Source organism: Pseudarthrobacter oxydans (assembly GCF_013314975.1).
In the GTDB taxonomy this organism is placed as follows: Bacteria; Actinomycetota; Actinomycetes; order Actinomycetales; family Micrococcaceae; genus Arthrobacter; species Arthrobacter oxydans.
Window position 1 is genome coordinate 66,005 of the sequence record NZ_JABTYH010000014.1, and the last position, 12,749, is coordinate 78,753.

At 67.3% G+C, this 12,749-nt stretch carries 12 protein-coding genes; 11 read left to right on the plus strand and 1 reads right to left on the minus strand.

The window, feature by feature from the left end; genetic code table 11:
• Positions 1-72 precede the first annotated feature (72 nt).
• The 7 genes from HTS88_RS11260 (at position 73) to araA (ending at position 7,544) form a co-directional block, all read left to right on the plus strand.
• Positions 73-906, plus strand: coding sequence for a DUF4397 domain-containing protein (locus HTS88_RS11260; protein ID WP_174178357.1), 834 nt, complete (start codon positions 73-75; stop codon positions 904-906).
• Positions 907-1,020: 114 nt separating this feature from the next.
• Positions 1,021-1,770: a class F sortase gene (locus HTS88_RS11265; protein ID WP_174178359.1), complete on the plus strand. Its 750-nt coding sequence runs from the start codon at positions 1,021-1,023 to the stop codon at positions 1,768-1,770.
• Positions 1,771-1,820: 50 nt separating this feature from the next.
• The gene (locus HTS88_RS11270) at positions 1,821-2,399 is read left to right on the plus strand and encodes an RNA polymerase sigma factor (RefSeq protein WP_174178360.1); all 579 of its coding nucleotides are present in this window, start codon (positions 1,821-1,823) and stop codon (positions 2,397-2,399) included.
• Positions 2,386-3,255 carry an anti-sigma factor gene (locus tag HTS88_RS11275; RefSeq protein WP_174178362.1) on the plus strand — a complete coding sequence of 290 codons (870 nt, stop codon included), beginning with the start codon at positions 2,386-2,388 and terminating at the stop codon, positions 3,253-3,255. Before HTS88_RS11270 ends, HTS88_RS11275 begins: the two co-directional genes overlap by 14 nt.
• Before the next feature lie 282 nt (positions 3,256-3,537).
• On the plus strand, positions 3,538-5,295 hold the full coding sequence (gene araB, locus HTS88_RS11280; protein ID WP_174178364.1) for a ribulokinase: 1,758 nt from the start codon (positions 3,538-3,540) through the stop codon (positions 5,293-5,295).
• Positions 5,292-5,993 (plus strand): L-ribulose-5-phosphate 4-epimerase, encoded by a 702-nt coding sequence (locus HTS88_RS11285; RefSeq protein WP_174178366.1) that lies wholly within the window; start codon positions 5,292-5,294, stop codon positions 5,991-5,993. The genes araB and HTS88_RS11285 overlap by 4 nt, the downstream gene beginning before the upstream one ends.
• Before the next feature lie 30 nt (positions 5,994-6,023).
• Positions 6,024-7,544: an L-arabinose isomerase gene (gene araA, locus HTS88_RS11290; protein WP_174178367.1), complete on the plus strand. Its 1,521-nt coding sequence runs from the start codon at positions 6,024-6,026 to the stop codon at positions 7,542-7,544.
• Between the two features lie 40 nt (positions 7,545-7,584).
• Here the strand turns inward: araA and HTS88_RS11295 are convergent, their stop codons facing one another.
• A complete protein-coding gene (locus HTS88_RS11295) occupies positions 7,585-8,538 on the minus strand; it encodes an ANTAR domain-containing protein (RefSeq protein WP_174178369.1) in 954 nt (317 codons plus the stop codon).
• Positions 8,539-8,823: 285 nt separating this feature from the next.
• On the opposite strand from HTS88_RS11295, the gene arfA reads away from it, so the two are divergent.
• The 4 genes from arfA (at position 8,824) to HTS88_RS11315 (ending at position 12,742) form a co-directional block, all read left to right on the plus strand.
• Entirely contained in the window at positions 8,824-10,371 is a 1,548-nt protein-coding gene (gene arfA / locus HTS88_RS11300; protein WP_174178371.1) for an arabinosylfuranosidase ArfA, read from the plus strand.
• A gap of 61 nt (positions 10,372-10,432) precedes the next feature.
• Positions 10,433-11,008, plus strand: coding sequence for an HhH-GPD-type base excision DNA repair protein (locus HTS88_RS11305; protein ID WP_174178447.1), 576 nt, complete (start codon positions 10,433-10,435; stop codon positions 11,006-11,008).
• 117 nt (positions 11,009-11,125) lie between these two features.
• The gene (locus HTS88_RS11310; RefSeq protein ID WP_174178373.1) at positions 11,126-12,130 is read left to right on the plus strand and encodes a LacI family DNA-binding transcriptional regulator; all 1,005 of its coding nucleotides are present in this window, start codon (positions 11,126-11,128) and stop codon (positions 12,128-12,130) included.
• 60 nt (positions 12,131-12,190) lie between these two features.
• The gene (locus HTS88_RS11315) at positions 12,191-12,742 is read left to right on the plus strand and encodes a cysteine hydrolase family protein (protein ID WP_174178375.1); all 552 of its coding nucleotides are present in this window, start codon (positions 12,191-12,193) and stop codon (positions 12,740-12,742) included.
• Positions 12,743-12,749: the final 7 nt, after the last annotated feature.

Here is a 12,749-nt window from a genome sequence, read left to right on the forward strand (position 1 = left end):
TCCGATGCTGCGCCGGTAGTAGAGGTGTAAGCAAAAGATGCCCGCGAGGCGGGCCGATCAATGGAGATAGACATGCGCAACAGGATTTTCACAGCAGGCGCCGGTGCAGCGGCAATCGCAGCAGCCATCGCTCTCGCCGGCCCGGCCCAGGCTGCGGAGGGGGACGCCCAGCTGTCCGTCCTCCACGGTGTCCCCGGCCTGACCGTCGACGTCTGGGTCAACGGTGACCGGACCCTCGATGACTTCACCCCCGGCAGCCTGGCCGGCCCGCTTGCACTGCCGGCAGGAGCCTACGAACTCGCCATTACCGCCTCGGATGCCGCTGATGCTTCCGCGGCCGTCATCGGCCCCGTAAGTGTCACGCTGGCCGCCAACGGCAACTACACCGCCGTCGCCAACCTCGATGCAGCCGGCAACCCCACAGCCAACCTCTTCACCAACGACGTCTCCCAGATCGAGGCCGGCAAGGGCAAGCTGACCGTCCGGCACACCGCTGCCGCTCCCGCCGTCGACATCCTGGCAGGCGGTTCCCCCGTCATCACCAACCTTGCCAACCCGAACGAGCAGACGCTGACGCTGGACCCCGGCACCGTTCCGGCAGCAGTTGCCGCCACCGGAACCACCGCCCCGGTCATCGGCCCGGCCGACGTCACGATCGCCGAAGGCACGCACACCATCGTGTACGCCTGGGGCAGCCTCGCGGACTCGAACCTGCAGCTTGCCGTGCAGACCATTGAGGGCCTGCACTCCGCTCCGGGTTCAGTGCCGGGTGCCCTTGACGGCTCCACCGTTGCAGCTCCGGCAGACTCCACTGCCCTGATGGTCGGTTTCGGCGCCGCAGCCCTGGCACTGATCCTCGGCGGCGTGGGCGCAGCCCGCACCGTCGCCGCCCGCCGGGCAGAGTAGCACCACTGGCGGCCGCCCGGTGAATGCCGGGCGGCCGCCGCTTTTCGCATCCGCTGCGCAGGCTCCTTCCCGGGCCTGCCGAGAGAAAGGCCGGGCACGATGAAAGCCGGACACATGGAAACAGGCACGACGACGGCAGGGGAGTCCCGCCGTCGGTCCTCCGTTTTCCAGGGCGCGGGAGTCCTGCTCGCCGGGGCCCTGATGCTTTCCTCGTGCGCGGCAGACTCTTCCCTGCCGGCGTCATCCCCGGCCCCGAGTGCCAGCCAGGCACCTGCTGCGCAGCCCGCCCAGCCCGAAAGTCCTGCCCCCGAAAGCCCTGCTCCCGAAAGTCCTGCGCCGGCAGCTGCGGCGGCGACCACCAGCCCGGCGGCTGTCCCCGATATTCCCGTGCGTGCCGCCACCCCGGCGGCGGTGGTGGCGGCGCCGGTCCCGATCTCCCTGGCTGTTGCCGGCACCCCCATCGACATGCCGGTGGTGCCGGTAGGGGTCTCTGACGGTGGAGCGATGGAAATCCCGGACGCGTTCGACCGGGCCGGCTGGTACCGCTTCGGCCCCGCGCCGGGAGCCGCGGCCGGCACGTCCGTGATCGCCGGGCATATCGATACGAAGTCTGACAATGCGCCCTTTTCCGCGCTGAAGTCCGTAGCGGCCGGAACGCTGGTGCAGGTGGGCCGGGAGGGCGCGCCGGCCCTGAACTACCGCGTGGTGAGCGTTGAGCTGATGGCCAAGGACCGGTTCGATGGCAGCTCCGTGTTCCGGCGGTCCGGGCCCCACGAACTCAAAGTCATCACATGCGGCGGCGAGTGGCTGGACGAACGAATGGACTACAGCGACAATGTGATTGTCACCGCGGTCTTGGAGTGAGCGGTGATCCTGCCATGATTGTCGCCACCGACGCCGCGAAGGAGCCCCGTTTGGTATCTCCCGACCAGGCTCCGCCGGGGTGGGAAGACGGCCTGACGCCGTCCTTCCTGGCAGGCGATGAACGTGCCCTGGCGGCCGCTTACCGGGAGTTTGCCCCGCTGGTCCACACCCTGGCGCTGCGTTCCCTGCCGGACCGTTCCGCGGCCGACGACGTGACGCAGGAGGTGTTCATCCGGGTGTGGCGCTCCCGGAGCACGTTCAATCCCCAGGTGGCCCGGCTGCCGGCGTGGATTGTCGGGATCACCCGGAACGTCATCTCGGACACCCTGTCGGCCTCGGCACGGGAAGCCAGGAAAGCCGTGGCAGTGGCCGGCGCCGGTTTGGCCGACGAAGCCGGTACCGGCCATGAGGACGCCGAGCTCCTGGCTGACAGGCTCCTCCTGGACGGGGAGCTGGACCGTCTCGGCGAGCCCCAGGGTTCCATCATGAAGCTTGCCTTCTACGATGACCTGACGCACGAACAGATTTCAAGAAAACTCGGCCTGCCCCTTGGTACGGTCAAAAGCCATATCCGCCGCAGCCTGTCCCACCTGAGAAACAGATTGGAGGTAAACCATGCCGCATCCTGATCCGGAAGAGTTGAGCCTCCTTGCGCTGTACCAGGACTGGGAGGACCGCAGCACCAGGGACCACCTGCAGGTTTGCCCCGAATGCGCAGCGGACTTCGCGGCACTGCGCCGCACTGTCGAGGCCGTCAAAACACCGCCCGAAACCGGCCGCCTTGAGGTGCCTGGCCCGCAGGTCTGGGAAGGGATCCACCGGGAGCTTGGTCTCTCGGAGTCCGTGCACGGGGACCCCTTGGCCGGCGTCAGGGAACATTACGCCACTTCGCGGCCCGGATGGGCGCAGGAGGAAGCAGCTGCAGCGGAAGGCGCGGATGATGCCCCGGCCTCCGGCCACGGTGTCCGGCAGGCGGAACCCGCCGCGGAACGTGAAAGCCTCGCCGAGCCGGTGTCGCTCCAGGACAGGGCAGCGTCCCGTCCTGCCAAGCGCCGGTCCGCGGCGTGGTGGCAGCGTCCGGGGCCATGGATGGCTGCCGCTGCGGCGGCGGTCCTGGTGACCGCCGGCGCCGTCTGGTCCCTGAACCAGGCGCCCCGGCCGCTGGCGGAAGCGGACCTGGCACCGCTGGCCCAGTTTTCCGCCGCCGGTTCGGCGCGGGTGGTGGAGTCCGCGGACGGGTCCCGGGCGCTGGAAGTCCGGCTCAGCAAGGATGAGGCCCAGGGCTACCAGGAGGTCTGGCTGATCGCGCCCGACCTCTCGCGCCTGGTGAGCCTGGGGGTCATGAACTCCGAATCCGGAACCTTCCAGTTGCCGGCCGGGCTGGAAATCTCGGAGTATCCGATTGTCGACGTCTCCGACGAGCCCGTCGACGGCAACCCCGCCCACTCAAGCGTCAGCATTGCCAGGGGCACGCTCGCCACCTGACCTGCTTCTCCGCCGCACCGTGGCAACCACCTTGGGCCACTGCGTGGTCACGCCTGCGGCTGCCAGTGCCGCCGCAACGTGAAAGTGCAGCATCGGATGCAATGAGTGGGCGGCGCCTCAGTCGGTTTCGCCCGTTCAGCCTCCGGGGAACCTGCCCGAATCATGGCGGCCATCATCAGCAAGGCTCCGCGGGGGCGTACGGAGCTGTTGACTTCCCTCTTGTTAGCGCTCACAATTGGGCGCAGGCCGCGAAGTGGCGGCAAGCTATGGAGGAAGTTTCTTATGGACGCAGTGGACGCTCCGGATTCGTTTGTCATCGGTGTGGATTATGGAACGCTGTCAGGCCGTGCCGTGGTGGTGCGGGTCCGCGACGGCAAGGAGCTCGGCAGCGGTGTGTACGACTACCCGCACGCCGTGGTGACTGATGTCCTGCCGGAAGATGTGGCAGGCAGGGGCGCCGACGGTCAAGCCGTCCGCCTGCCCGGGGAGTGGGCCCTGCAGGTGCCGAACGACTACCGCGACGTCCTGCGCCACGCGGTTCCCGCCGCCCTGGCGGAGGCCGGCATCGACCCGGCCGCCGTCGTCGGAATTGCCACGGACTTCACCGCCTGCACCATGGTGCCTGTCACGTCCGACGGCACCCCTCTGAGCGAGCTGGACCGCTTCCGGAACCGCCCCCACGCGTACGTCAAGCTCTGGCGCCACCACGCGGCGCAACCGCAGGCCGACCGGATCAACCGGCTGGCAGCCGAACGCGGCGAAGACTGGCTGCCGCGGTACGGAGGGCTCATCTCCTCCGAATGGGAGTTTGCCAAGGGCCTGCAGCTGCTTGAGGAAGACCCCGAAACCTACGCCGAGATGGACCACTGGGTTGAGGCTGCCGACTGGATTGTCTGGCAGCTGTGCGGCCGGTACGTCCGCAACGCCTGCACGGCCGGGTACAAAGGCATCTACCAGGACGGCCGCTACCCCTCCCTGGACTTCCTGGCCGCACTGAACCCGCAGTTCCAGGACTTCGTCAGCACCAAGCTCGAGCACACCATCGGCCGGCTGGGTGACGCTGCCGGGTACCTCACTGCCGAGGCGGCCGCCTGGACCGGACTGCCGGAAGGCATCGCCGTAGCCGTGGGAAACGTTGACGCCCATGTCACGGCGCCGGCGGCGAAGGCGGTGGATCCCGGGCAGCTGGTGGCCATCATGGGGACCTCCACCTGCCACGTCATGAACGGCGCCGAGCTGCGCGAAGTGCCGGGCATGTGCGGGGTGGTGGACGGCGGGATCGTGGACGGGCTCTGGGGGTATGAAGCCGGGCAGTCCGGCGTCGGCGACATCTTCGGCTGGTTCACCAAGTACGGCGTGCCCCCCGAATACCACCGCGCCGCCGGGGAAGCCGGCCTGGGCATCCATGAATACCTCACCGAACTGGCATCCCGCCAGGCTATCGGCCAGCACGGGCTCATCGCCCTGGACTGGCACTCGGGCAACCGTTCCGTGCTGGTGGACCATGAGCTGTCCGGGATCGTGGTGGGCCAGACCCTCGCCACCAAGCCCGAGGACACCTACCGGGCACTGCTCGAGGCCACCGCGTTCGGCACCCGCACGATCGTGGACGCTTTCCGCGAGGCTGGCGTCCCGGTCAAGGAATTCATCGTGGCCGGCGGCCTGCTAAAGAACCCGCTCCTGATGCAGATCTACGCGGACGCCACGGGCCTGCAGCTGTCCACCATCGGCTCTGCCCAGGGCCCGGCCCTCGGCTCGGCCATCCACGCTGCCGTCGCCGCCGGAAAGTACGCGGACATCCGGGAGGCCGCTGCCGCCATGGGTTCCGAACCCGGCGAGGTGTACACTCCCATCCCGGAAAACGTGGCCGCCTACGGGGAACTCTTCCAGGAGTACAAGACGCTTCACGACTACTTCGGCCGCGGCAGCAACGATGTCATGCACCGGCTCAAGGCCATCCAGCGCAGGGCTGCCGGAGCAGTTCTTCCCGGCACCACGGCAGGGTCCACGGTCCGCGCCACGGCGGAGGTCTCCGCGTGAGCCCCGGGCCAGGAACCGTGGAAACCATCGCCCGCGTCCGGGAGGAAGTGTGCGCCCTGCACGCGGAGCTGACACGCTACGAACTGGTGGTGTGGACCGCCGGCAACGTCTCGGCCAGGGTTCCCGGCCAGGACCTTATGGTCATCAAGCCCTCCGGCGTCTCCTACCAGGACCTGACTCCGGAACAGATGGTGGTCACCGACCTTTATGGTGTCCCGGTAGCGGGAAACAGCGACGGCGCGTGGGGCAACCCGGGGCTGTCGCCGTCGTCGGACACCGCCGCCCATGCCTACGTCTACCGGCACATGCCGGAGGTGAACGGCGTGGTGCACACGCACTCCACCTACGCCACCGCCTGGGCCGCCCGCGGCGAAGCCATCCCGTGCGTGCTCACCATGATGAGTGACGAATTCGGCGGCAGCATCCCGGTGGGTCCGTTCGCGCTGATCGGTGACGACTCGATAGGCCACGGCATCGTGGAGACGCTTAAGAACTCCAATTCGCCGGCCGTGCTGATGCAGAACCACGGGCCGTTCACCATCGGCAAGGACGCAAAGTCCGCGGTAAAGGCAGCCGTGATGTGCGAGGAAGTGGCCCGGACCGTCCATATCTCAAGGCAGCTCGGCGAGCCCGTCCCCATCGACCAGGCGCACATCGACTCGCTCTACGCCCGCTACCAGAACGTCTACGGCCAGTAGGCCGTCACAAACTTTTCCAGGAGAAAACCCATGAGCACCGCAGCAAACACTTCCCTTGACGGCTACGAGGTCTGGTTCCTCACCGGCAGCCAGCACCTTTACGGCGAGGACGTCCTCAAGCAGGTGGCCGCCCAGTCCCAGGAGATCGCCAACCAGCTCAACGCTTCAACGGACGTCCCGGTCAGGATCGTCTGGAAGCCGGTCCTGACCGATTCGGACGCCATCCGCCGCACCGCGCTGGAGGCCAACTCGGACGATTCCGTCATCGGCGTCACCGCCTGGATGCACACCTTCTCCCCGGCCAAAATGTGGATCTCCGGGCTGGACCTGCTCCGCAAGCCACTGCTGCACCTGCACACGCAGGCGAACGTGGAGCTGCCCTGGGCGGACATCGACTTCGACTTCATGAACCTGAACCAGGCCGCCCACGGCGACCGCGAGTTCGGCTACATCCAGTCCCGCCTGGGCATCGCCCGCAAGACCGTGGTGGGGCACGTCTCCAACCCTGATGTGGCCCGCCAGGTGGGTTCCTGGCAGCGCGCCGCCGCGGGCTGGGCCGCCATCCGGACCCTGAAGCTGACCCGCTTCGGGGACAACATGCGCAACGTCGCCGTCACCGAAGGCGACAAGACCGAGGCGGAGCTGCGCTTCGGCGTCGCGGTTAATACCTGGTCCGTCAACGAGCTCGCCGACGCCGTGCACGGCGCGGCGGAGTCCGACGTCGACACGCTTGTTGCCGAGTACCAGGACCTTTACGACGTGGTTCCGGAGCTCCGCGCAGGCGCCGCCAGGCACGGGTCCCTCCGCTACGGCGCCCGGATCGAACTGGGGCTGCGCAGCTTCCTGGAAGCCAACGGCTCCGCCGCGTTCACCACCTCCTTCGAGGACCTGGGCGCGCTCCGCCAGCTCCCCGGCCTGGCTGTCCAGCGCCTGATGGCGGCCGGTTACGGCTTTGGCGCGGAGGGCGACTGGAAGACCGCCATCCTGGTCCGCGCCGCGAAGGTGATGGGTGCCGGACTGCCCGGCGGCGCATCCCTGATGGAGGACTACACCTACCACCTGGAACCGGGCGCCGAGAAGATCCTCGGCGCGCACATGCTGGAGGTCTGCCCCTCGCTGACGGCCGCGAAGCCCCGTCTGGAGATCCACCCGCTGGGCATCGGCGGCAAGGAGGACCCCGTCCGCCTGGTGTTCGACGCCGATGCCTCCGCGGGCGTCGTCGTGGCCCTTTCGGATATGCGGGACCGCTTCCGCCTGGTGGCGAACGCCGTCGACGTGGTCCCCCTGGAGCAGCCGCTGCCCAGCCTTCCCGTCGCCCGCGCGCTCTGGGAGCCCAAGCCCGACTTCGCCACCTCCGCCGCCGCCTGGCTCACCGCGGGGGCCGCGCACCACACCGTCCTGTCCACGCAGGTGGGCATGGACGTGTTCGAGGACTTCGCGGAAATCGCCAAAACCGAACTGCTGACCATCGACGAGGGCACCACCATCCGGCAGTTCAAGAAGGACCTGAACTGGAACGCCGCCTACTACAAGCTGGCGGGCGGGATCTAGGCAAAAACTCCAGGGATGGGGTGTTGGCCGACGTGCGGGCTCAGCGTCCGAAGTGTGCGCGGGGCGGCCCTTCGGGCAGCTTGTCGAGGATGTCCTCGGCCACCCTGCGCACCTTGATGTTGCGGTGACTTGAGGCCTTGGCGAGGATGGAAAACGCCTCGTGGTAGGAGCACCTGTTCTGGGCCATGATCACTCCGCAGGCGACGTTGATGGAGGTCCGGCTGTCCAGGGCTGAGCGCAGGTCCGTGGCGGTGGTCCTGGCTGAATGCAGGTTGACGGCCACTTCCAGGCTCTTTGCCGCGAGCCCGGCGAAGCCGCGGGCCTCCGCGATGACCTGCAGCGGGAAGGCCTTGGCATCCTGGGCGAAAAATGCAAGGGCGGCAGGCGTGTCAGCCGGGCCGGACCCGTCGCCGTCGGAATCAGCAGCGACCCGAAGCCTGATTCCCATGGCGCTGCCGAAGCCTGACAGCTGGAGCTGCGTGGAATACCGCGGCCAGCGGAAATCCCCGTTGCGCTGGAGCACGGCTACCGGATGATGGCCGGCCAGCACCTCGTGCAGGGGGCCCTCCTCGGCCTGCTGCTCCCACTCCAGGAGCCCCACAACGTCCTCCGAGGTACCGGTGACAGCGGAGCTCCTCTTCGGCTGGTGCACCACCACGCCGCATTCGATCTGCAGGCCTGTGGCCCGGACAATGGTCCGGACGGCTGCGGCGGCAAGGACATCAAGGGATTCGCGCAGGCTGTGCGTCCCGCTCACCAGGTCGAGGAGGAGGCCGTCCTGGATTCCGCTGTCCGGATGCCCGGCCTCGCCCCCCAAAGCGGGTGCTGCCGGTCCGGGCGTGGGCGGACCATGGTCCGCGCCCTTCCGCACACGTAGAGGGCCGGCGACGGCTGGGGGAGAGGCCTTGGTCTCAAAGGCCTCCTCGTCGCCGGCCCCGTTTAGTACCCGTGCCCTGCGGGCCGGGAAAGCCGAACTTATGTTTTGTGCGTGCATTGCAGTCTCACACCCCCTCGTGAGACAAGTACTACGAGTCAGACGACGTCTTGTCTCTGAGAAGAACTTAGTTCGGCGATTCATCCCGGTGAATGCGTAAGGAGTACCCGACTTTCAGATTAGGTACTACTTGGATTTCCGGCCGGCATCCCTCTGCCCCTGTTGCCGCAGGTGGGGTGCGGACAGCGCCGCGCGGTTCCAGGGCCTGCCTCCACCGCGAGTTTGCGTCCGGATGCTTGACTCCTGCCGCGGCAGCCCCAAGAATGTTTCTATAACGTTGTAAAAATGAGAAACGAGGATGTTTTCGTGACCGCTGCAGAACCAGCCACCGCCAGGATCACCATTGACCCCGCCTTTACCGTGGGGCCGGTCCGGCGCCGCACTTTCGGTGCCTTCGTGGAGCACCTTGGCCGCTGCGTGTACACCGGAATCTTCGAGCCGGAGCACCCCAAGGCGGACGAGGACGGCTTCCGCACCGACGTGCTGGAACTGACCCGCGAACTCGGAGTGTCCACAGTCCGCTATCCCGGCGGCAACTTCGTCTCCGGCTACCGCTGGGAGGACGGTGTTGGCCCCGCTGACAAACGTCCGGCCCGGCTGGACCTCGCCTGGCACTCCACAGACCCCAACCTGGTGGGTGTGGACGAATTCGCCAAGTGGTCAGCCAAGGCCGGCGTCGAACCCATGATGGCCGTGAACCTGGGCACCCGCGGCACGCAGGAAGCGCTTGACCTGCTGGAGTACTGCAACATCGACGGCGGCACGGCCCTTTCGGACCAGCGCCGGGCCAACGGTGCGGAGAACGGGTACGGCATCAAGATGTGGTGCCTGGGCAACGAAATGGACGGCCCGTGGCAGATCGGCCACAAGAACGCCCTCGAATACGGGCGGCTGGCAGCCGACACCGCCCGCGGCATGAGGATGATCGAACCCGGCCTGGAGCTCGTGGCGTGCGGCAGCTCAGGCCCCACCATGGACACTTTCGGTGAGTGGGAACGTGTTGTCCTTTCGGAAACCTACGACCTTGTGGACCTGATCTCGGCCCACCAGTACTTCGAGGACTTTGGCGACCTGCAGGAGCACCTTTCCGCGGGGTACCGGATGGAAGCCTTCATCCATGACATCGTGAGCCACATTGACCACGTGAAGTCGGTGAAGAAGTCCACCCGACAGGTCAACATCTCCTTTGATGAGTGGAACGTGTGGCACATGAGCCGCGACGAGTCCCGCGCACCCACGGGGAAGGACTGGCCGGTTGCCCCGGTCCTGCTCGAGGACACCTACACCGTAGCGGACGCCGTCGTCGTCGGTGACCTGCTGATCACCCTGCTCAAGAACACGGACCGCGTCCACTCAGCCAGCCTCGCCCAGCTGGTGAACGTCATCGCGCCCATCATGACCGAGCCCGGCGGCCGCGCCTGGAAGCAGACCACCTTCCACCCGTTCGCGCTCACGTCCCGCCACGCTTCCGGGACGGTGCTTCAGCTCGCCGTCGAATCCCCGCTGGCCAGCGGCGGCAAGACTGCAGGCTTCGCCGCCGTGTCCGCCGTCGCAACGTACGACGCTGACACGGGCGAAGCCGTGGTCTTCGCCGTCAACCGCTCTGCCACGGATGCGCTCAGCCTCGACGCCGTGGTGTCCGGCCTGGGCAACGTCCGGGTCCTCGAGGCCGTCACGTACGCCAACAAGGATCCGTACTGGCAGGCAACCGCCGATGACTCCACGTCCGTCCTGCCCGCGGAAAACGTCACGGTAAAGGCCGGCGGCGGCAGGCTCACCGCGGACCTGCCGGCCGTGTCCTGGTCCATGATCCGGCTGGCCGTCAACCAGTAGCCCCTGTCCGCGGGGAGGGGAGGGCATGACGACGGCGGCCCTCCTCTGGGAGGATGGCGGCATGGAACTCCACATCACGGGCGATCCCGCCGCGGACAAGTTGTTGAGCGAGGACGCCTTCGCGCTGCTGACAGGCATGCTGCTGGACCAGCAGGTGACCATGGAATCGGCCTTCGCCGGTCCGGAGAAAATCAGGGCCAGGATCGGATCCGTGGAGCCCGGAGCCATTGCCTCCCAGGACCCGGACGCCTTCGTGGAGATGTTCAAGGAACGGCCGGCCGTCCACCGCTTCCCCGGCTCGATGGCGGCCAGGGTTCAGGCGCTCGCAGAAACCGTGCAGAACGAGTGGGACGGCGACGCCACCGCCCTTTGGACCAGGGGCAACCCGGACGGTGCCGAGGTGCTGCGCCGGCTGAAGGCCCTGCCCGGCTTCGGCGAGCAGAAAGCCAAAATCTTCCTGGCCCTGCTCGGCAAGCAGTGCGGACTGCAGGCGCCGGGGTGGCGTGAAGCCGCCGGCCATTACGGCGAGGAGGGCTCCTATCTCTCCGTGGCCGACATCGTGGACCCGGAATCCCTCGCCAAGGTGCGGGCCAGCAAGCAGGCAGCCAAGGCGGCCGCGAAAGCGGCGAAGGCCTGACCCACGCTTCCTGGGTCAGTTCCGCCGCGGCCGTGCGTGACCGGCGGTTGCGGCAAGGCCGCCAACGTCTGCAACGATGTATGGCAGGAACTGGCGGAACCACATAAAGGAGCCACGATGGCGGTCACAATGAATGACGTTGCGAGGGCGGCGGGGGTGTCGCTTAAGACTGTCTCCAACGTGCTCAATGACTACGAGTTCATCCGCCCTGCCACCAAAAAACGGGTCCAGGATGCCATCGCGGAACTGGGCTACGAGGCCAACCTGACCGCCAGGAGCCTTCGCTCGGGGAAAACCAGGATGCTGGGCCTGGTGCTGTCCGACCTCTCAGCGCCGTACTACGCCGAGCTTGCCTCCAGGCTGATGAAGGCTGCCTCCCGCCGTGGCTATCGCGTCCTGGTGGAACAGTCGGACGCGGTTGGCGGGGTGGAATTGAACGCCTTGCAGGGCCCGTTCCGGCAGCTCACCGACGGCCTCCTCTTCACCCCGCTGGTCATTGACGCGGACGCCATCGCCGACCGCCTGGGCAGGAAGCCCCTGGTCCTGCTGGGTGAACACATCCTGGACCCCCGATTAGACCTGGTCACCATGAAAAACGGCGAGGCCGCCGCCGCCCTGACCGCCCACCTGTTGGCGGGAGGCCGCCGCCGGATTGCCGTGATCGGGGCGCATCCGGAGGAGTCCGTGGGCAGTGCCGGCCTGCGGCTCAACGGTTACCGCAAGGCCCTCGAGGAAGCAGGTGTCCCTTTCAACCCGGAACTGGTCGCCCCCTGCGAGTGGCGCCGGGACAACGGCGCCGCCGCCGTAGCCGGGCTGATGGACAGGAGTGTGGAGTTCGACGCCGTGTTCGGCCTTAACGACGTCCTGGCGCTGGGTGCCATGCACGAGCTGCTGATCCGCGGGGTCCGGGTGCCCCAGGATGTGGCGGTGGCGGGGTTCGACGACATCGACGAGGCCCGGTTCGCATCGCCTTCGCTGACCACAGTCTCCCCGGGCATGGAAGAGATCGCGGAGCGCTCCATCGGCCTGCTGATCGACCGGATCGAGGGGCGCGAGGCGGCGGAGCAGGCAGCGCACATCGAAGCCGGGTTCCAGCTGAAGGTCCGCGAGTCCGCACCCTAGGTTTCGCCCGCCCGGCCCTGGGGTACTTTTCCGGCAGAACAACGAGGAAAAGGCGGCCATATGATTGCCCTTCTTGTCATTGACATGCAGAACGCATTTTTCGAGGCGCCCGAACTTGCGGCCAGGCAGGAGCAGTTGGTGGCGTCCTGCAACCGGCTGATGGAGGGGTTCGAAGCGAGCGGGCACAAGGTCCTGCTGGTGGGGACGGAACACGAACGGGACAAATCCACCTGGTCCCTGAACATGCTGGACGATGACCAAGGCTTTATTTTCCGCGGCAGCCAGCAGGCCCAGGCCGTGCCTGGACTGGGCACCGACGGCCTGCCGCAGCTGACCAAAACGCGGGACAGTGCTTTTGTGGGAACCAACCTGCTGGCCAGGTTGCGCAACTGGGGCGCTGAGGAGGTCGTGCTCGCCGGCGTATCTACGCACAACTGCATCGCCCAGACCGGCGCGGATGCGTTCGCGCACAACATCCGCGTCACGTACGCCAAGGATGCAATGGCCTCCGAGGACAGCCAGGACGCCGCGGACATGCTGCGCATCCTCTCCACGAGCTACCGCCAGCCCGTCCAGTCCAGTGACGAGATCCTGGCCCGGCTCAGCCGCTGACACTGCC

Coding starts and splice junctions, on each gene's coding strand:
- HTS88_RS11260 (WP_174178357.1), top strand. CDS start 73: ATGCGCAACAGGATTTTCACAGCAGGCGCCGGTGCAGCGGCAATCGCA.
- HTS88_RS11265 (WP_174178359.1), top strand. CDS start 1,021: ATGGAAACAGGCACGACGACGGCAGGGGAGTCCCGCCGTCGGTCCTCC.
- HTS88_RS11275 (WP_174178362.1), top strand. CDS start 2,386: ATGCCGCATCCTGATCCGGAAGAGTTGAGCCTCCTTGCGCTGTACCAG.
- araB (WP_174178364.1), top strand. CDS start 3,538: ATGGACGCAGTGGACGCTCCGGATTCGTTTGTCATCGGTGTGGATTAT.
- araA (WP_174178367.1), top strand. CDS start 6,024: ATGAGCACCGCAGCAAACACTTCCCTTGACGGCTACGAGGTCTGGTTC.
- HTS88_RS11295 (WP_174178369.1), bottom strand. CDS start 8,538: ATGCACGCACAAAACATAAGTTCGGCTTTCCCGGCCCGCAGGGCACGG.
- arfA (WP_174178371.1), top strand. CDS start 8,824: ATGAGAAACGAGGATGTTTTCGTGACCGCTGCAGAACCAGCCACCGCC.
- HTS88_RS11305 (WP_174178447.1), top strand. CDS start 10,433: ATGGAACTCCACATCACGGGCGATCCCGCCGCGGACAAGTTGTTGAGC.
- HTS88_RS11310 (WP_174178373.1), top strand. CDS start 11,126: ATGGCGGTCACAATGAATGACGTTGCGAGGGCGGCGGGGGTGTCGCTT.
- HTS88_RS11315 (WP_174178375.1), top strand. CDS start 12,191: ATGATTGCCCTTCTTGTCATTGACATGCAGAACGCATTTTTCGAGGCG.